This is a genomic window from Paraplanobispora siamensis, from assembly GCF_016863175.1.
GTDB lineage: Bacteria > Actinomycetota > Actinomycetes > Streptosporangiales > Streptosporangiaceae > Planobispora > Planobispora siamensis.
The window spans coordinates 33,759-52,376 of record NZ_BOOJ01000033.1; the positions used below are offsets into that span (position 1 = coordinate 33,759).

The following is an 18,618-nucleotide window of genomic DNA, read 5'->3' on the forward strand; positions in this document are numbered from 1 at the left end:
CGGTGAAGTCCCGGCTCCGCCGCCGGTACGTCACCGCCGGCGGGTACGGCGCAGCGCGGCCGTCTCGTCCTCGAGGATCTCGGCGGTCCGCGTGACGAAATCCAGGACCGTGCGCAGCTGTGCCTCGTCGTAGGCGTCGACGACGGCGGCGACCCGGCCGCCGAACCGGCCGAAGATCTCACCGACGAGCCGTACGGTCTCACCGTCCTGAGCCGGGCGCACGATCGTGCGCCGCCCGTCGGCCGGGTCCGGCTCCCGATGGACCAGCCCCGCCCGTTCCAGCCGGTTCAGCACCTGCGCGGTCGCCGCGGACGACATGCCCGTCGCCTCGGCCAGCCGGCCCGGGTGGGTCGGCCCCAGCCGGAGCAGCACTTCGGCGCACCGGAAGTCGGTCACGTTGAGCCCGATCCGTTCGGCGGCCGCCGCGTGGAACAGCACGACCGCGGTGCTGAACCGGCTGCCGAGCTGCTGACCCAGGTGGTGCTGGAGCGCCCGGCGTCCGGTGGCGTCAGATGTGCTCACTGGGATCTCCAACGACTTGACGTCGGCGGCGCCGACCCGTACAAATATCCCTAAATGATTTAGCTAAATTTTTTAGGGAAAGTGGTGTGGGCATGTCGCCTGACATCCGGGGCTCGCTGACGTCCTCCGTTCTCGACGTGCCCTGGTGGGCGCTGTCGTTCCTGCGCGCGCACCTCGCGGTCATCGCCGCACTGGCCGGGGTTCCGGCGGTCGAGCGCGTGGCCGGAGTGGTGTGGCCGGAACGGCCGGGGCCGGTGGCCGTCACCCTCGACCTGGTGACCCTGGCGCTACGGCTTGTCCTGCTGGTGGTCGTCGCCCGCCTGGCGGCTCGGGAGGAGCCGTACCTGCTGGAGGGCGGCGCCGGCGCCGCGGCGCACCGGCTGCTGCGCGGCGCCGTCCGGCACTGGCCGGCGCTGCTCGTCCAGCTGGCCCTGTTCACCGTCTGCTTCCTCCTGCTCAATCTGCTGCTCGATGCGGTGGCAAGGCTAGCCGGTGGTGCGGTCGCCGCCGGATTCGACGTGGCCGCGGTGACGACGTTCGCCATCCGAAACACCGTCTTCATCCCGTTTGCCGTGGTCTGGCTGTTCGGCATGGCCCGGCACCTCATCCTCCTCGGCCGTTGAGCGGCCGTCCGACCTCGACAGGAACGACCATGCTCCGTGTTCTCATCGCCGGTGGCGGCATCGGTGGTCTCTGCCTGGCCCAAGGGCTGCACCAAGCCGGTGCGGACGTAACCGTCTTCGAGCGCGCCGCCGCTCCCGACGCCTTCAAGGAGGGCTACCGCATCCACATCGACCCCGACGGCAGCCGTGCGCTGCACGCCTGCCTGCCGGCCGAGCGGTTCGCGCTGTTCGAGTCCGCCTGCGGCCGGCCGCCGGAGGCGTTCGCCTTCCTGACCGAGCAGCTCACCGAACTGCTCTCCGTCGACGTGCTGAAGGCCGGAGCCCGGCCGGACCCGATCGCCGCGCACCGCTCGATCAACCGCTTCACACTGCGGCAGATCCTGCTCGACGGCCTCGGTGACCGGGTGCGGTTCGGCAAGGAGCTACGCCGCTACGAGACCGCACCCGACGGTACGGTCACCGCGTACTTCGCCGACGGCGGCCGCGCCACCGGCGACGTGCTCGTCGGGGCGGAGGGCACCCATTCCCGGGTCCGCGCCCAGCTGCTGCCGCACGCCGAGCGCGCCGACACCGGGGTCGACGGGATCGCCGGCCGCCTGCCGCTCACTCCGCAGACCCTCTCCCTCCTGCCGGCGCACCTGCACCGGGGGCCGGCCATGGTGCTGGCCCCCGGCGGGCGCAACGTCTTCCTGGCCACCCATCAGTACCGGTCCGGCACCGACCTGCCCGAGCACCTGCAGCCGGCCGATCGCGGCGACTATCTCGTCTGGGGCTTGAGCGCCAGGCGGGCGACGCTGCCGCGCACCGGCCTCGACCGGATGCCGCGGGCGCGGCTGCACTGTCTCGCGCAGGATCTCGCGGCCACCTGGCATCCGCACCTGCGTCGCATCATCCAGGAGTCGGCTCCCGCCACGGTCTCGGCCTTCACCATCCGCACCGCCGTGCCCGTGGCCGCGTGGCCGCCGAGTACCGTCACCGTGCTCGGCGATGCGATCCACAGCATGCCGCCGTCACGGGGCATCGGCGCCAACACCGCTCTGCGTGACGCCGAGCTGCTGTGCCGCAGCCTCGTCGCGGCCGGCTCGCACCCGGCGGGCGTGACCGCCGCGATCGGCGGGTACGAGCGGCAGATGCGCGAGTACGGCTTCGCCGCCGTGAAAGCCTCCGTCCAGGCCCTGCGGCAGTCCGTCACCGGCAACCCGGTCGCCTTCACCGTCTCCAAGGTCGCCCTGCGGATGTTCAACGCCGTCCCCGCGATCCGCGACCGGGTCTTCGGCTGACGGGTCTCCGAGGGCGCTCCCGGTGACCCGGCCGGTCCCGCGGCCGGTCCCGCTGACCGGTCGCGGGACCGCCGCGGAGATATTTCATGTAAACCCAGTAGGTAATATTGACTTTATCTCGGATGGATCTTAGGTTCGTTGGTATGAGCCAGGGCCTTCACCTGACCCGGCGCCCGCACGTGGACTTCGGCCACGTCACCAGCGCGCAGTGTCGCTGATCACGGTTTCTCCGTTCTCCCGTTCTCCTGTCGTCCTCACACCCCGTGAGGGTGCGGTGCGCATCGCAGCCCTCCTCGCGTGATCCCTCCGGCCGACCGGACCCGCACCCGCGGGGACTCCGGCCTGCCGACGCACCTTCTGAAGGAGCGACCATGACAGAACTCGATCTCACCGCCGACGTCCTCGTCGCGGGAGGCGGCCCCGCCGGCGCCTGGGCCGCGATCAAGGCGGCCGAGGCCGGGGCCGATGTGATCCTGGTGGACAAGGGCTACCTGGGCACCAGCGGCGCGACGGCCGCGGCCGGCACCGGCGTCTGGTACGTCCGGCCCGAGCCCGCGGCCCGCGAGCGGGCGATGGCCTCCCGGGAAGGGCTGGGCGGATACCTGGCCGACCGGGAGTGGATGGCCCGGGTGCTCGACCAGACCTACGCGAACATGAACGAGCTGGCGGAGGTGAGCCGCTATCCCTTCCCGGTAGGGGAGGACGGCGCGCAGATCCGCCGCGGTCTCCAGGGACCGGAGTACATGCGCCGCATGCGCGTGCGGGCCAGGCGTGCGGGAGTGCGCATCCTCGACCACAGCCCGGTCACCGAACTGCTGGTCGACCCCGACGGCGCCGTGGCCGGAGCCGCCGGTCACCGCAGGCGGCACGACCGGGCCTACCGGGTGCGGGCGGGCGCGGTGGTGCTGGCCACCGGCGGCTGCGCCTTCCTGAGCAAGGCGCTCGGCTGCGACGTCAACACCGGCGACGGCGCGCTGTTCGCCGCCGAGGCCGGGGCCGAGATGTCCGGCATGGAGTTCTCCAACGCCTACGCCATCGCCCCGGAGTTCACCTCGGTGACCAAGACGGCCTTCTACTCCTACGCCACCTTCTACCACGAGGACGGCAGCGTCCTGGAGGGCGCGGGCAGCACCCGCGGCCGCTCGGTGATCGCCCGTGCGCTGCTGTCGGAACGCGTGTTCTGCCGCATCGACCGGGCCGACGAGGAGGTACGGCGGGCGATGCGGCTGGCTCAGCCCAACTTCTTCCTGCCCTTCGACCGTCAGGGCATCGACCCGTTCGCCGAACTGTTCCCGGTCACGCTGCTGGCCGAGGGGACCGTCCGGGGGACCGGCGGGATCCGCCTGACCGGCTTCGACTGCTCGACCTCCGTCCCCGGCCTGTACGCCGCGGGCGACGCGGCCACCAGGGAGCCGATCTGCGGCGGGTTCACCGGTGGCGGCAGTCACAACGCGGCCTGGGCCATGTCCTCCGGCACCTGGGCGGGGCAGGCGGCCGCCCGCCACGCCCGCGCCCTGGGCGCCGGATCGGCGCGGCGCCCCGCGCGCGGGGCCGGGGGAGCCGGGCTGCGGCCGTCCGCCGGCGCGCGGCAGCCGTACCGGGAGGTCGTCGAGGCGGTCCAGCGGGAGGTCCTGCCGTACGAGAAGAACTACCTGCGGCACGGCGCCCGGCTGGCGCCCGCTCTGGCCGCGCTCGACCAGATCTGGGCGCAGGCCCGGCGGGCGCTGCACGCGGACGGGGCCGAGGTGGCGCGCGCCCGCTCGGCGGCGGCGATGGCCGCCCACGCCCGCTGGATGTACGCCTCCGCACTGACCAGGACGGAGAGCCGGGGCATGCACAAGCGCGAGGACTTCCCGCGACAGGACCCCGGCCAGCACTACCGGATCGTCTCGGGCGGGCTGGACGAGGTGTGGACGGCGCCCGAGCCCGGCCTGATCTCGGTGGCGGCGGCCTCATGATCGAGATCGTCTCGCGCGGGCGGTGCATCGCCTGCGACAAGTGCGTCGAGGTCTGCCCGACCGGCGTCTTCGACCACGGCCCCGACGGCGTGCCCCTGATCGCCAGGCAGAGCGACTGCCAGACCTGCTTCATGTGCGAGGCGTACTGCCCCGCCGACGCGCTGTTCGTGGCCCCCCGAGCCCACCCGCTGCCGGAACCCCCCGACGAGGCCGACCTGGCCGAGCGGGGACTGCTCGGCAGCTACCGCAGGCAGATCGGCTGGGGGCACGGCCGCACGCCCGGCGCGCTGCTCGCCGTCGGCCCGCCGCTGCCGGACGCCGGCGGAGCCGTCCCCGCCGCGTCGCCGGCCGACGTCATCATCTCCTGACCCTGATCGCGTCCGGTGAGAACCGGAGGACCTCCCGGTGAGAGCCGGAGAACGGAGCACCACAGTGTCGAAGCGCAGCGGCGGTCCCGGGCACGGATCGCGAAGCCTTCCGGGGGCCGGGCCGTGACGCTCTCCGAGGTGAGCGCGCAGCCGCTCCTGCGGGAGGAGCGGCCGCCCGAGGTGGTCACCGCCCGCCACCCCCTGCGCTGGGTGGCCGTCGCGGGCGTGCTCGTCCTGCTGGCGATGGCGGCCAGCGCCCTGATCACCAACCCCGCCTGGGAGTGGGAGATCGTCGGGCAGTACCTGTTCGCGCCGTCGGTGGTGCGCTCGGTCGTCATCACCCTGGAGCTGACGGTCATGGGCATCGTGCTCGGCTTCGCCCTCGGCACGCTGCTGGCGCTGATGCGGCTGTCGCCCAACCGCCTGCTGTCGTCGGTGGCCTGGGGCTACGTCTGGCTGTTCAGGTCGGTGCCGCTCATCCTGCAACTGCTGTTCTGGTACAACCTGGCTCTGCTGTACCCCCGGCTGTCGTTCGGCGTGCCGTTCGGCCCGGCGTTCTTCGACATCGGGACCATGGACCTGATCGGCCCGCTGACCGCGGCGGTGCTGGGGCTGGCACTGCACCAGGCGGCCTACGCCGCCGAGATCGTGCGCGGGGGCCTGCTCTCGGTGGACCACGGCCAGCGCGAGGCCGCGGCGGCCCTGGGCATCCCGCGGACCCGGCGGCTGCTGTGCATCATCCTGCCGCAGGCCATGCGGACCATCGTGCCCAACGCGGGCAACGAGATCATCGGGCTGGTGAAGGGCACATCGGTGGTCTACATCATGGCGCTGCCCGAGCTGTTCTACCAGGTACAGGTGATCTACAACCGCAACGGCAGGGTCATGGCCCTGCTGCTGGTCGCGGCCGTCTGGTACCTGATCCTGACCACCGCGCTGTCGATCGTGCAGTACTACGTCGAGCGCCACTACGGCAGGGGACGCGCATGAGCGGCGGGAGCCGTACCGTGCGAAACCGCGTCGCCGGAGACCCCGTCCCCGGGAACCCCGCCACCGGGGACGGAACCGCCGGGGAGCACGCCATGGTGGAGCTGCGCGGCGTCCACAAGAGCTTCGGCTCGCTGCACGTGCTGCGCGGGGTGGACCTGACGGTGGAGCAGGGACAGGTCACCGTGATCCTCGGCCCCTCCGGCTCGGGCAAGTCCACCCTGCTGCGCACGATCAACCACCTGGAGAAGGTGGACCGCGGCTCGGTCCGGGTCGGCGGCCGGCTGCTGGGCTACCGCCAGGTGGGTGACCGGCTGCACGAGCTCAGCGAGCGCGAGATCCTGCGGCAGCGCACCCAGATCGGGTTCGTCTTCCAGTCCTTCAACCTCTTCCCCCACCTGACGGTCCGGCAGAACCTCACCGAGGCGCCGCTGTCGGCCCAGCGTCGGCCGCGCGCGGAGGTCGAGGCGCTGGCCACCCGGCTGCTGGAGCGGGTCGGGCTGGCCGACAAGGCCGAGGCCTACCCGCGGACGCTGTCCGGCGGCCAGCAGCAGCGGGTGGCCATCGCCCGGGCACTCGCCCTGGAGCCCGCACTGGTGCTGTTCGACGAGCCGACCTCCGCGCTCGACCCCGAACTCGTCGGCGAGGTGCTGGAGGTCATGAAGTACCTGGCCCGCAGCGGCACCACCATGATCGTGGTCACCTACGAGATCGGCTTCGCCCGCGAGGTCGCCGACACCGTCGTCTTCATGGACGCCGGGCTCGTCGTCGAGTCCGGCCCGCCCGCCCAGGTGCTGGACGCCCCCCGCCACGAACGCACCCGTGCCTTCATCGGCAAGGTCCTCTGACTCGAAGGAATCGCACATGCACGCCACCGCCGCGCGGGCGCTCGCCCTGCCCGCGTTCCTCCTGCTGGCCCTGACCGCCTGCGGCGCCGAGCCCGAGATCGTGCCCGCGACCGCGGCCGGCGACGGGACCGCCGCGCCCGCCGTGAGCGGCAGGACGCTCAACCTCGGCCCGGACCAGAAGCGCGTCCGCGCCGAGAAGGTCGACTCGATCGCCTCCCAGGTCCCGGCCGGCGTCGCCGAGGACGGCAAGCTCACCGTGGGCTTCAGCGGGGAGGGCTCGCCCCCGCTGACGTTCCCGGCCACCGACGACACCACGATCATCGGCGTCGAGACCGACATCGCGCAGCTGGTGGCCGACGTGCTCGGCCTGGAGATCGAACCGCAGACCAGCTCCTGGGAGAACCTGTTCCTGGCCGCCAAGTCGGGCAGGTACGAGGTCGTCTTCAACAACGTCACGGTGACCGAGGAGCGCAAGGACCTCTACGACTTCGCGACCTACCGGGTCGACCAGCTCGGCTGGCAGGTGCCGGAGAACAGCCCGATCAAGGAGATCGGCAAGCCGGCCGACATCGCCGGGCTGCGGGTCTCGGTGGGCTCGGGCACCAACCAGGAGAAGATCCTGCTCGACTGGGACAGGCAGAACAAGGAGGCGGGCCTCAAGCCGGCCGAGATCCTGTACTACCAGAAGTACGGCGACGTCCTGCTGGCTCTGAAGTCCGGCCGCGTCCAGGCGTACTTCGGCCCCAACCCGTCCATCGCCTACAACATCGCCGTCAGCGGCGGGTCCCGGATCGTCGGCACGTTCTCCGGCGCCGGGCCCGATCTGCAGGGACTCATCGCGGCCATGACCAAGAAGGACAACGGGCTGGTCAAACCGGTCAGCGAGGCGCTGAACACGGTGATCGGGAACGGCAAGTACAAGGAGGTGCTCGACCGCTGGGGCCTGGGCAACGAGGCGATCCCCGAGTCGCAGGTCAACCCGCCCGGCCTGCCGAGGCAGGGGGCATGAGCGGGCTCGCCGCCGGGACGGGCCGGGCGAACGGGCTCGCCGGCCGGATCGGGGGTGCGGGCGAGCCCGCCGCCGAGGTGCGCCTGGTCGGCATGGAGGATCCCGCAGTCGCCCCGCTGCTGGCCGGGCTGGACCTGGAGTACACCTCCCGGTACGGCCCGAACGACGAGCTGGGCAGGTATCCGGCCGGGGAGTTCGCCCCGCCGCACGGTGCCTTCCTGATCCTCGTGGCGGACGGCGAGACGGTGGCCGGCGGCGCGTTCCGCCGCTACGACGCCGTGACCGCCGAGCTCAAGCGGGTCTGGACGCACCCGCACCGTCGCCGGAGCGGCCTGGGCCGCCTGATGGTGCGGGAGCTGGAACGGCATGCCCTCCGGCTGGGATACCGCCGGGTGTACCTGACGACGGGACCGCGCCAGCCGGAGGCCGCGGCGCTCTATCTCGCCGCGGGGTACACGCCCCGCTTCGACGTCGACGACCGCCCTGCCGAGGGGCCGCTCGCCTTCGTCAAGGACCTGGATCACGCGTCCTGAGCCGCGCCCCGCCCGCCGGCGCGGGACCGGTCGTCAGCGCAGGAACCGGGTCAGGGTCTCCACGAGCCACCCGGGATCGCTGAGCCAGGGATAGTGCGCGCCGCCCGGCTGTACGGCGAGTTCGGCCGAGGGGAACAGCCCGGCGTACTCGGCGGCGCGCTCGGGCGGCAGCGCGAGGTCGTACTCGCCCGTGACGAGCAGGACCGGCGCCCGCAGCTCCGCGAGGGCGGATCTGACGCTCTTCGGGTCGAAGGCGCCCTCGGCGTAGTAACCGGCCGCCGCCTCCGCGTTCCTCAGGTCCGTCTCCCGGTTGAGGCGGGCCCGGGTCTCGTCGTCCCAGCGGCCGTAGAAGAAGGGCGTGATCGCCTTCGAGTCACCGGCCGCGGCCCGGCCGGACCAGATCCGCTCGAACGCGGCGAAGGCCTCGGGGAACCAGGGCTCCTCCCGGCGCAGCTCGGCGAGCTTGCGGCGGTCCTGGTCGGCGATCTCCAGATCGACCGCCCGCGGGCTGGGGTTGAGCAGGACGAGACGGCCGACGCGGCCGGGGTGCCGGGCGGCGTACAGCAGGGCGAGCGTCGCCCCGGCCGAGTGGCCCATCAGGTCCAGCCGCTCCAGTCCGAGGTGCGTGCGCAGCGCCTCGACGTCCTCGATCTGCCGGTCGCACCGGTAGGTGGCCGGATCCGCCGGGACGGCGGACTCCCCGGTGCCGCGCAGGTCCAGCAGCGCCGTCGGCAGGCGCGCGGACAGCCCGCCCAGGTCGCCGAGATAGGCCGAGGCCAGCATGGGGCCGCCGGGCAGGCAGACCAGCGGGGGTCCTTCGCCGGTCCGGTGGCAGGTGAGCCGGGTGCCGTCGGCGCTCTCGAAGGTGGTCATACGAAGATCATATGTACCGGGGACACGGTCCTTCCCGGGAGGCACGGCCTTCTCAGGAGTGCGTTCTCCTCAGCAGCACGGCCCCGGACAGGCCCGCCGCCAGGCCCATGACGGCCACGGTGACGGCCAGCGGGACCACGGTCCCGGTGCCGAACGCGCCCGAGATCGGGCCGGTGATCCCGCCGGTGACCCACTGCACCAGGCCGAACAGGGCCGAGGCGCTGCCCGCCCTGGAGGTGGGCTGGCTGGACATGGCCATGGTCAGCGCCATGGGATAGATCATTCCCTGTCCCGAGGTCATCAGGAACAGCGCGGCCGTCACGACGGGAAGCCCGAGACCGGCCAGGGCCGCCACGAGCAGCAGCACTCCGGCGACCGCGGACAGCGCCAGCCCGGCCGCCAGCATCAGGCGCATCGACACGCGCCCGGCGAGCCGCCCGGCCAGCTGCCCGGTGATGATCATGCCGGCCGAGTTCATCCCGAACAGCACGCTGAAACCCTGCGGGGACAGGCCGTACACCTCCTGCAGGACGAACGAGGCGCCGGAGATGTAGCAGAACATCGCACCGCTGGCGAAGGCCGCGGTGAGGGTGAGGGCCATGAACCTGCGGTGCCGGAGCACCGCGACCATCGACCGCGCGACCGCGCCGGGGGCGGTGCCGGTCCGCAGGTGCGGCGGGTGCGTCTCCGGCAGGGCCAGCAGGGCGGTGAGCCACAGCAACCCGCCTGCCGCGGTGATGACGCCGAACAGCCCGGGCCACGGCACGACCCGCAGCAGCTGCGCTCCCAGCATCGGCGCCAGCAGCGGGACCAGGCCGGTCACCAGCATCAGCATGCTGAAGAACCGGGCCGCCTCGACCCCGCCGTACAGGTCGCGCACCACGGCTTTGGTGAGGGCGACGCCGGTGGCGGCGGTCAGACCCTGCAGCAGGCGCAGCGCGACGAGCACTCCGATCGACGGGGACGCCGCGCACAGCGCGGACACCGCGCAGAAGGCCGCGAAACCGATCAGCAGCGGGCGCCTGCGGCCGAAGGCGTCGCTGAGCGGGCCGACGACGACCTGGCCGGTCCCGAGTCCCACCATGAAGGAGGTGAGCGAGAGCTGGGCCGCGGACGCGCTCGCGCCGAGATCGGCGGCGAGCCGGGGGAGCGCGGGCAGGTAGAGGTCGATGGCCAGCGGGCCTATCGAGGTCAGCGCGCCGAGCAGGATGAACATCCTGGTCCGCCCGTGCGCGTGGGTGATCGGGGACGTGGGGCTGTCGGCGTGGACGGGGGCCGCCGTCACCGCGGGACCGTGCTCATGGTGGTTCTTTCTTTCTCTGATCTTCTGATCTGCGCTCGTGGGCGGCGGTCCGCAGGGGAGGGGCCGGCTGCTTCCACTCTTGACCCTGGGTCACATTCCCCTATAAGTCAATAGGTAATATATGGAATATCGCCGCTTCGCCAAGAAAGGGTGAAGAGCCATGGACGCCTTCCGGCCGGCACCTAACCTCGTGCCCATGTCGATCGAGCAGAGCGCCTCCCGCAGTGCGGCGCTGCCGCCCGCCCCCGTCCACTCGGCCGTCGCGGTCGCGCCCCCCGCCCCCGGAGAGGGGCACTGGGCCGGGGCGCCCAGCGCGGTGGCGCACGACGGCCGGATCTATCTCGCCTACCGGCTGCGCCGGCCCGTCGGGCAGGGGCGGGGCCACACGGTGGTCGTGGCGCGCTCCGCGGACGGCGAGCGCTTCGAGACCCTGCTGACGATCACACGTGAGGAGATGGACACCGAGTCCCTGGAGCGGCCCGCGCTGGTGCGCACCCCCGAGGGACGCTGGCGGCTGTATCTGAGCTGCGCCACGACCGGGACCAAGCACTGGCGCGTGGAGATGATCGAGGCCGACGACCCCGCCCGCTTCGACTCCCGGTCGCGCACGACGGTCCTGCCCGGCGATCCGAAGACCGGGGTGAAGGACCCGGTGATCGTACGGCGGGACGGGGTGTGGCATCTGTGGGCCTCCTGTCATCCGCTGGCCGATCCGGACCACACCGACCGGATGGTGACCGACTACGCCACCAGCGCCGACGGCCTGGAGTGGACCTGGCACGGCACGGCGCTGAGCGGCCGCCCCGGAGCGTGGGACGGCCGGGGGGTGCGGATCAGCGCGGTGCGCTTCACCGATGACGGGGTGCTGGCGTTCTACGACGGGCGGGCGAGCGCGCAGGAGAACTACGAGGAGCGGACCGGGATCGCCGTGGGAGCCGATCCGGCCGACCTGACGCCGCAGGGGGACGCCCCCGCCGCGGTCTCGCCGCACCGGGGCGGGGGGCTGCGCTATCTCGACATCGTCGACCTGCCGAACGGCGACGTGCGGCTGTACTACGAGTACACCCGCGCCGACGGCGCGCACGAGCTGCGCACCGAGCTGCGCCGGTCGGCCTGACGACACCGGGCCGCGCGGGTCAGCCCGGCGAGGGGCGGCCGTTGCGGGCCTGGCGCTGGCCGGGCGGACGGGCGCCGACCAGCCCCCCGGAGCGCTCCCTGGGCCGCAGCCAGTCGCCGAAGTCCTCGCCGGTGACCTGCTGCAGCAGCTCGATGTCGTCGGCGAAGTAGGGGATGAGCCGCTGGCGCTGGTCCCAGGTGAGCGGGCGCCGCGCCTTGCCCCGCCGCTGGAGCAGGGCCTCGACCGGCTCGGCCAGCGCCGCGCCCAGCCGTCCCGGCAGCAGGCGGCCGGCCCGCAGGGCGGCCGACAGCAGCCGGTGCCGCCGGTCCGCCTCCGGGTGCGCGGTCACGTTCTCCCGGGGGACCTCGGTGAGCAGGCCATGCTCCACGCCGAGGAAGGCGCAGATGCGGTCGAGCGTGGGCCCGGGTCTGTCGAGCAGGTCGCGGTACCTGAACACCAGCACCTGTTCCCGGGGGAAGAGCGTGAACAGGTCCGCCAGCTGCTCGCCGTACCGGCCGAGCCGGACGTAGTGCCAGAAATGAGCCCAGCCCGCCTCGATGCGCCGCTCCTCCTCGGCGCACGCGCGCACCACGTCGCCGATCGGCTCCAGGCCGGCCGACCACAGGTGCGTCCAGTTGGAGTGGGCCCGCTCGACCGGGTCGCGCAGGATCGCGATGATCCGCGCCCGGGGGACGGTCTCGTGGATGCGCCTGTGGGCCTGCCGGTCGTAGAGGTAGAACGGGGTGGACTCGCCGCGTGGCGTCCCCGGCGGGGCGCCGTCGAACAGGGCCTCGTAGTCCTCGCGCCGCCAGATGTGCTCCCGGTAGGTCCGGGCGTCGCCCGGACCGCCCCGGTCCGGCGGAGGGCCGTCGGTGAGGAAGAACTTCGGTTCCTTGACGGGGGACATGTATAGCCCCGGATGTCTCTGGAGTGCGGCGTGCAGGGCCGTCGTTCCGGACTTGGGGGCGCCTGCGACCAGGAAGTCCGGCAGGGGCATCGTCGTCCTCCGATCCCGGGTGACAAATACCTTATTTTCCTACCAAATGTGTGGGATAATGTAAACATGGGTTTGGATCTCACCCGCTCCTCGCGAGCGGAGACTCCCCTGACCGCCGCCATCTCGGCCGGACGCTGGATCCGCCGGGCGGCCGTCGACGATGAGCGCGGACGGCACTGGAGGGCCAACCCCGATCCCCGGGGCAGATCGGCCCTCAACCCCGCCGAACCCGCCTCGCTCTACGCCGGGGCGGCCGGCATCGTGCTGTTCTTCCTGGAACTGGCCGAGGCGACCGGCCACGAGGCGTATCTGGAGGACGCCCGCGCCGGCGCCCGCTACCTCGCCTCCACCTGGAAGGACCAGACGGACCTCTCGCTGCACCACGGCCTGGCCGGTACGGTCTTCGCCCTGGCGCAGACGGGCTGGGTGCTCGGCGAGGGGCGGTTCGAGGAGGCGGCCAGGGCCGCCGCCGACCGCGTCGTCCGAGGCGCGCGCGTCGTCGACGGCGGCGTCGGCTGGTCGCGGGACCCCGCCCAGCGAGGCGACGGCGGCATCGTGCTGAGCCTGCTGCACGCCTCCGCGATCCTCGGTGTGCCCGCCTACGGGGAACTGGCCGTCGAGGCGGGCGGGCGCATCGCCGAACAGGCGGTGCCCGGCCACCTGTTCGGCGACTGCCCGGACCTGCCCGCCGACGCGGTCACCCCGGGGTTCCTGTCCGGTACGGCCGGCACCGCCTTCCTGATGGCCCGGCTGTACGGCGTCACCGGAGAGAGGAGGTTCCTGGAGGCCGCCCGCCGGGGCGCGGGCTTCGTCCGCGCGGTCAGCACCGTCGCCGGCGAGTGCGCCGTGGTCCCGCACCACCTGCCCCAGGGCCGGGACCTGCACTATCTGGGCTTCTGCTCGGGCTCGGCCGGGGTGGCGCGGACCTTCTACGAGCTGTACCGGGTGACCGGCGACGCGGGCGACCTCGACTGGGCCGAGCGGCTGGCCCACGGCATCGTGCGCAGCGGGGTCCCGCAGCGGCGTACGGCGGGGCTGTGGAACACCTCCTGCCAGTGCTGCGGCACCGCCGGGCTGCTGGAGCTGTTCGTCGGCATGTGGGCCGTGACGGGCAAGGACAAGTATCTGGAGTTCGCCCGCACGCTGGCCGAGGACCTCATCGGCCGGGGGACCGACCACGACGGCCGGGGGCTGCGCTGGTACCAGGCCTACCGGCGGCTGCGGCCGGGAGAGGTGTCGGCCGACACCGGCTACATGGTCGGCGCGGCCGGCGTCGGCGCCGCGCTCCTGCACCTGGACGCGGCCCTGCAGCCCGACGCCGCCCGCCGGGTGATCCTGCTGCCGGACAACCCGTTCCCGGCCATCCCCGTGCCGTCCGCCGTGCTGCGCCGTCCCATCGGGGGACAGAACGCCGGGTGAGACGCGGTTTTCGAGGAGGGCGGCCCGTCGCGGCCGCCCTTCGCGTTTTCCGCGGCGGTCACGGGAAAGCCCCGGCCGCTCTGGGCGAGCGGCCGGGGCCGGGGCCGGACGGTCCGGTCAGGCGGCGACGGGGGAGTAGGCGGCGGCGTCGCCGGTCAGCACCGTGCTGGGGCGGCCGTCCACGCCGACGGGGACGTCACCGGCGATGGTGATCCGGTGCAGGCGGCGCGGCCGGCCGCCGAAGTCGTGCACGACCCGGTGCTGGGTGGCGCGGTTGTCCCACACGGCCACGTCGCCCGGGGCCCACCGCCAGCGCACGGTGTTCTCCACCGCGGTGACCTGGTCCTGGATCAGCCGGATGATCGAGTCCGAGGTCACGGTCGACAGGCCGGCCACCCGCCTGGCGAAGTCGCCCAGCAGGATCGAGCGCTCCCCGGTCTCCGGGTGCACCCGCACGACGGGATGCTCGGTCTCGAAGACCGTGGAGGCGAAGACCTCGGCGCGCGCACGCTCCTGCTCGGGGTCGTCCGAGGCGGCGACGCGGGCGTAGTCGAACCGGTTGGTGTGCACGGCGCGCAGCCGGTCGACCAGGTGACGCAGGTCGGCGGGCAGGTACTCGTAGGCGGCGACGGTGTTGGCCCACAGCGTGTCGCCGCCGGCCGGGGGAACGGTGACCGCGCGCAGCACGGAGGCCGCCGGCGGCCGGTCGACGAACGTGACGTCGGTGTGCCAGCGGTCGACCTTCTGCCCGCCGCTGTAGTCGAGATCGAGGATGTGGCCGTTGCCGCCGAGAGAGGGCACGGTCGGGTGGGCGGTGGTCAGCTCGCCGAGCAGCCGGGCGAACGCCTCCTGGCCGTGTTCGTCGAGGTGCTCCTGGCCGCGGAAGAAGATGACCTTGTGGGTGAGCAGGGCCAGGCGGATCTCGGCGACGACGTCGGCGGGCAGGTCGCCGCCGAGCCGTACGCCGGTCACCTCGGCGCCGATCCGGCCGGCGACGGGGGAGACGTGAAGCGATGACATGGTCGTGGGGTCCTTCCAGAGGGGGAGAGGGGTCGTCCTAGGGCTGGAAGGGGCGACAGAGCGCGCTGGCCACGCGGCAGAAGTCCACGTGACCGCGGATGGTCAGCAGAACCGGGGTCGTCACGTCCCCCACGGTAGGCCGGCCTCCGAATAAAGTCAACACAATTGGTAGGGAATTAGGGTATATGGGTGGGCGTCCGATCCGTGGGAACTCGGAGTGACGGTGTGGTGACGGGGACTTGACGCGGAGCCCGTCCCGGTCTATAAACACACTAAGTCTACTGAATAAGTGGGAAATAGGGAGAATGATGAACGCTCGCAGGCTTCGCGGAGTTGTGGCCCTCCTGGCCGCCGTGGGACTCACGACCGTGGCGGCGGCCTGCGGGGGTTCGGAGCCCGCGGATTCGGCCAAGGCCGGCGGCGCGGGTCCCGCCGAGGTCCGGCTCGGCTACTTCCCCAACATCACCCACTCCACCGCCCTCGTCGGGGTGGAGAAGGGACTGTTCGCCAAGCACCTCGGTTCCGGCACGACGCTCAAGACCAGCACGTTCAACGCCGGTCCCGCGGCGATCGAGGCGGTTTTCTCCGGCGCGATCGACGCCACCTACGTCGGCCCGAACCCGGCCATCAACGCCTGGTCCAAGTCCAAGGGGAAGGCGATCAAGATCATCGCCGGTGCGGCCTCCGGCGGCGTCTACCTGGTCGTCAAGCCGGAGATCGACGACGTCGAGGACCTGAAGGGCAAGAAGATCGCCACGCCGCAGCTGGGCAACACCCAGGACGTCGCCCTGCGCTACTGGCTGGACTCCAAGGGCATCAAGACCGACACCAAGGGCGGCGGCGAGGTCTCGATCGTGCCGCAGGAGAACTCGCAGACCATCCAGACCTTCGCCACCGGCGACATCGACGGCGCCTGGGTGCCCGAGCCGTTCGCCAGCCGCCTGGTCACCGAGAGCAAGGGCAAGATCCTCCTCGACGAGCGCGACCTGTGGCCGAACAAGCAGTTCGTGATCACCCACCTGATCGTCCGCCAGGAGTTCGCCGCCGAGCACCCCGAGACGGTCAAGAAGCTCCTCGAGGCGCACGTCGAGGCCAACGCCACGATCAACTCCGACCCGGCCGGCGCCGCGCAGACCGTCAACTCCGCGCTGGAGAAGCTGACCGGCAAGCCGCTCAAGCCCGAGGTCCTCGACAGCGCCTTCAAGAACATCACCTTCACCAACGACCCGATCGCCTCCTCGCTGGTCGGCAGCGCCGACCACGCCGTCAAGGTCGGCCTGCTGGAGCCGGTGGACCTCAACGGCATCTACGACCTGAAGACCCTCAACGAGATCCTCGCCGCCAAGGGCGAGTCGCAGATCGCGGACAAGTGAGGCGGCCATGACCACGCCACTGACCACCACGCAGGCCGGGCCGGTCTCCGGGCCGGAGCGGGAGCACGGGCCCGCCGTCCGGCTGGAGGGCGTCTCCAAGGTGTACGGCCAGGGCAGGGACGGCCTGCTGGCCCTGGACGAGGTCTCCCTGACCGTGGCCCCCGGCGAGTTCGTCTGCCTGCTGGGCGCCTCCGGCTGCGGGAAGAGCACGCTGCTGTCGCTGGTGGCCGGGCTGGACGCGCCCACCGCGGGGCGGATCGAGGTCGAGACCGGCCGGGTGGCGATGATGTTCCAGGAGCCGGCGCTGTTCCCCTGGCTGACGGTCTCGGCCAACGTCGAGATGGCGCTGCGCGTCAAGCGCGGCGGGGACGTCAAGGGCGGCGAGGGGGCCGGGCCCAGGAGCCGGGCCGAGCGCAGGGCCCTGGCCGGGGAGTTCCTGGACATCGTGCACCTGGGCGGGTTCGGCGGCAAGCGGCCGCACGAGCTGTCGGGCGGCATGCGCCAGCGGGTCGCGCTGGCCCGCGCGCTCGCCCAGGACGCCGACGTGCTGCTGATGGACGAGCCGTTCGGGGCGCTCGACGCGATGACCCGCGACCTGCTCCACGACGAGTTGGAGCGCATCTGGCGCGAGCGGAACCTGTCGGTGCTGTTCGTGACGCACAACGTGCGCGAGGCGGTACGGCTCGGCGACCGGGTGGTGCTGCTGTCCAGCCGGCCCGGCCGGGTGGTGGAGAGCTTCCCCGTGGAGCTGGAGCGGCCCCGCCGTACCGACTCGGCCGAGGTGGCCCGGCAGGCGGCCGAGATCACCGACCGGCTGCGCGAGGAGGTCCTGCGCCATGGCCGCTGACCTCGTCCCCGCAGGAAGACCGATTCGGAAGGTGGCCCGCGATGGCCGTTGACGCGAGCACCCAGCAGTCCGGCGCCGAGCCGTCCGGCGTGGGCGATCCGCGGTCCGACACGGACACCCGCCCGTCCGGCGGGAGCGGCCCACGGTCCGGTGCGGACACCCGCCGGTCCGGCGTCGCCGTCGAGTCGTCCGACGTCCACGCCCGGCAGATCGCCGGGCTGGACGCCCTGGAGCTGGCCGACCGGCGCAAGAGCGGGCTGGCGTCCCGGATCTGGTCCGGCCTGTGGCCCGTCGTCTCCGCCCTCGTGCTCGTCCTGCTGATCTGGCAGGGCGTGGTGCTGGCCGGCTGGTGGCCCGAGTACGTCTTCGCCGGGCCGGTCACGACCCTGACCGAACTGGCCGACCGTCTCGGCGAGGCGGAATTCTACCAGGCGGTGGCCGTCACCATGCGGCGCGCGCTGGTCGGCTTCGCGCTGGCGATCGCGGTCGGGCTGGTGGTCGGCGCCCTGGTGTCCAGGATCCGCCCGCTGCGCCGGGCGGTCGGCTCGCTGATCACCGGTCTGCAGACCATGCCGTCGATCGCCTGGTTCCCGCTGGCCATCCTGCTGTTCGGGCTGACCGAGAGCGCCATCACCTTCGTCGTGATCCTGGGTGCGGCGCCCTCCATCGCCAACGGGCTCATCGCGGGCGTCGACTACACCCCGCCCATCCTGCTGCGCGCCGGGCACATGCTCGGCCTGCGGCGGCTGAGCCTGTACCGGCACGTCATCCTGCCCGCCTCCCTGCCGTCGTTCCTGGCCGGGCTCAAGCAGGGCTGGGCGTTCGCCTGGCGGTCGCTGATGGCCGGTGAGCTGCTGGTCATCATCGCCAACCAGCCCTCCCTGGGCGAGCAGCTGCACTTCGCCAGGGAACTGGCGGACTCCCCGGGCCTGCTCGCCACGATGATCGTGATCCTGGTCATCGGCATCGGGGTGGACCTGCTGTTCGGGGCGGCCGACAACGCGCTGCGCCGCCGGTGGGGTCTGCACCAGGTCACGAACTGATCGGGGCGGCGATGCGGATCTCCGCCAGAACGCAGTACGCCCTGCGCGCGGCGGCCGAACTGGCCGCCGCGCAGCCCGGTCCCCTGCCCGCCGAGAAGATCGCCGTGGCCCAGGGCATCCCGCGCAGATTCCTCGACAGCATCCTGCTCCAGCTCCGGCGCGCCGGGGTGCTGCACAGCCAGCGAGGTCCCGAGGGGGGTTACTGGCTGGCCCGTCCCGCCGAGGAGATCAGCCTCGCCGAGATCATCGCGGTCGTCGAAGGCGTTCCCGAGGGCGGCGACCACGGCGGGTACCCGGGGGTGGCCAGGCCCCTGGCCGATGTGTGGAGCGCCCTGCGCGACCACGAGGAGACCATGCTCGCCGAGATCACCCTCGCGCATGTCGCGCGCGGCGCCCTGCCGGGGAGCGCGACGGGCTGAGCCGCCGGAGCCCCGGCCGTGACGGTGCCGGCCGCGCCGTCTGCTCGGCTGTGACCGCGGCCGGTCCGCCGGAACGGGT

19 protein-coding genes are annotated in these 18,618 nt (G+C 72.5%); 14 read left to right on the forward strand and 5 right to left on the reverse strand.

What is annotated here, in order from left to right:
• Window positions 1-30: 30 nt before the first annotated feature.
• Window positions 31-522: a MarR family winged helix-turn-helix transcriptional regulator gene (locus tag Psi01_RS20500; protein WP_204065669.1), complete on the reverse strand. Its 492-nt coding sequence runs from the start codon at window positions 520-522 to the stop codon at window positions 31-33.
• A 92-nt stretch (window positions 523-614) separates the two neighbouring features.
• On the opposite strand from Psi01_RS20500, the gene Psi01_RS20505 reads away from it, so the two are divergent.
• The 8 genes from Psi01_RS20505 to Psi01_RS20540 all read left to right on the forward strand — a co-directional run bounded on the left by Psi01_RS20505 (window position 615) and on the right by Psi01_RS20540 (window position 8,128).
• Window positions 615-1,145 (forward strand): hypothetical protein, encoded by a 531-nt coding sequence (locus Psi01_RS20505; RefSeq protein WP_204065670.1) that lies wholly within the window; start codon window positions 615-617, stop codon window positions 1,143-1,145.
• A 29-nt stretch (window positions 1,146-1,174) separates the two neighbouring features.
• Complete coding sequence (locus tag Psi01_RS20510; protein WP_204065671.1) at window positions 1,175-2,425, forward strand: FAD-dependent oxidoreductase; 1,251 nt, start codon at window positions 1,175-1,177, stop codon at window positions 2,423-2,425.
• A 371-nt stretch (window positions 2,426-2,796) separates the two neighbouring features.
• Complete coding sequence (locus Psi01_RS20515) at window positions 2,797-4,383, forward strand: FAD-dependent oxidoreductase (RefSeq protein ID WP_204065672.1); 1,587 nt, start codon at window positions 2,797-2,799, stop codon at window positions 4,381-4,383.
• A complete protein-coding gene (locus Psi01_RS20520) occupies window positions 4,380-4,751 on the forward strand; it encodes a 4Fe-4S dicluster domain-containing protein (protein WP_204065673.1) in 372 nt (123 codons plus the stop codon). Before Psi01_RS20515 ends, Psi01_RS20520 begins: the two co-directional genes overlap by 4 nt.
• Window positions 4,752-4,889: 138 nt before the next feature.
• Window positions 4,890-5,741: an amino acid ABC transporter permease gene (locus Psi01_RS20525; RefSeq protein ID WP_239127871.1), complete on the forward strand. Its 852-nt coding sequence runs from the start codon at window positions 4,890-4,892 to the stop codon at window positions 5,739-5,741.
• A gap of 92 nt (window positions 5,742-5,833) precedes the next feature.
• Window positions 5,834-6,586, forward strand: a complete 753-nt coding sequence (locus Psi01_RS20530; protein WP_204065814.1) for an amino acid ABC transporter ATP-binding protein — start codon at window positions 5,834-5,836, stop codon at window positions 6,584-6,586.
• A 16-nt stretch (window positions 6,587-6,602) separates the two neighbouring features.
• Window positions 6,603-7,595 (forward strand): ABC transporter substrate-binding protein, encoded by a 993-nt coding sequence (locus Psi01_RS20535; RefSeq protein ID WP_204065674.1) that lies wholly within the window; start codon window positions 6,603-6,605, stop codon window positions 7,593-7,595.
• On the forward strand, window positions 7,592-8,128 hold the full coding sequence (locus tag Psi01_RS20540; protein ID WP_204065675.1) for a GNAT family N-acetyltransferase: 537 nt from the start codon (window positions 7,592-7,594) through the stop codon (window positions 8,126-8,128). The genes Psi01_RS20535 and Psi01_RS20540 overlap by 4 nt, the downstream gene beginning before the upstream one ends.
• A gap of 33 nt (window positions 8,129-8,161) precedes the next feature.
• Here the strand turns inward: Psi01_RS20540 and Psi01_RS20545 are convergent, their stop codons facing one another.
• The gene (locus Psi01_RS20545) at window positions 8,162-9,001 is read right to left on the reverse strand and encodes an alpha/beta fold hydrolase (RefSeq protein WP_204065676.1); all 840 of its coding nucleotides are present in this window, start codon (window positions 8,999-9,001) and stop codon (window positions 8,162-8,164) included.
• A 52-nt stretch (window positions 9,002-9,053) separates the two neighbouring features.
• Complete coding sequence (locus Psi01_RS20550) at window positions 9,054-10,286, reverse strand: multidrug effflux MFS transporter (RefSeq protein WP_204065677.1); 1,233 nt, start codon at window positions 10,284-10,286, stop codon at window positions 9,054-9,056.
• A gap of 214 nt (window positions 10,287-10,500) precedes the next feature.
• On the opposite strand from Psi01_RS20550, the gene Psi01_RS20555 reads away from it, so the two are divergent.
• A complete protein-coding gene (locus Psi01_RS20555) occupies window positions 10,501-11,421 on the forward strand; it encodes a glycoside hydrolase family protein (protein WP_204065678.1) in 921 nt (306 codons plus the stop codon).
• Window positions 11,422-11,440: 19 nt separating this feature from the next.
• On the opposite strand, the gene Psi01_RS20560 is transcribed toward Psi01_RS20555, so the two are convergent.
• A complete protein-coding gene (locus tag Psi01_RS20560; RefSeq protein WP_204065679.1) occupies window positions 11,441-12,418 on the reverse strand; it encodes a sulfotransferase family protein in 978 nt (325 codons plus the stop codon).
• A 66-nt stretch (window positions 12,419-12,484) separates the two neighbouring features.
• Here Psi01_RS20560 and Psi01_RS20565 point away from each other — a divergent pair, with 66 nt between their 5' ends.
• Window positions 12,485-13,837, forward strand: a complete 1,353-nt coding sequence (locus tag Psi01_RS20565) for a lanthionine synthetase LanC family protein (protein ID WP_204065680.1) — start codon at window positions 12,485-12,487, stop codon at window positions 13,835-13,837.
• A 117-nt stretch (window positions 13,838-13,954) separates the two neighbouring features.
• On the opposite strand, the gene Psi01_RS20570 is transcribed toward Psi01_RS20565, so the two are convergent.
• Window positions 13,955-14,857: a TauD/TfdA dioxygenase family protein gene (locus tag Psi01_RS20570; protein WP_204065681.1), complete on the reverse strand. Its 903-nt coding sequence runs from the start codon at window positions 14,855-14,857 to the stop codon at window positions 13,955-13,957.
• A 308-nt stretch (window positions 14,858-15,165) separates the two neighbouring features.
• Between Psi01_RS20570 and Psi01_RS20575 the strand changes: the two genes are divergently transcribed.
• From Psi01_RS20575 to Psi01_RS20590, 4 genes are read left to right on the forward strand one after another with little or no spacing between them, the layout of a single operon-like run.
• Window positions 15,166-16,230 (forward strand): ABC transporter substrate-binding protein, encoded by a 1,065-nt coding sequence (locus Psi01_RS20575; protein WP_204065682.1) that lies wholly within the window; start codon window positions 15,166-15,168, stop codon window positions 16,228-16,230.
• Between the two features lie 7 nt (window positions 16,231-16,237).
• Entirely contained in the window at window positions 16,238-17,077 is an 840-nt protein-coding gene (locus Psi01_RS20580; protein WP_204065683.1) for an ABC transporter ATP-binding protein, read from the forward strand.
• 41 nt (window positions 17,078-17,118) lie between these two features.
• Window positions 17,119-18,120, forward strand: coding sequence for an ABC transporter permease (locus Psi01_RS20585; protein ID WP_204065684.1), 1,002 nt, complete (start codon window positions 17,119-17,121; stop codon window positions 18,118-18,120).
• 11 nt (window positions 18,121-18,131) lie between these two features.
• Window positions 18,132-18,539 (forward strand): RrF2 family transcriptional regulator, encoded by a 408-nt coding sequence (locus tag Psi01_RS20590; RefSeq protein WP_204065685.1) that lies wholly within the window; start codon window positions 18,132-18,134, stop codon window positions 18,537-18,539.
• Window positions 18,540-18,618 lie beyond the last annotated feature (79 nt).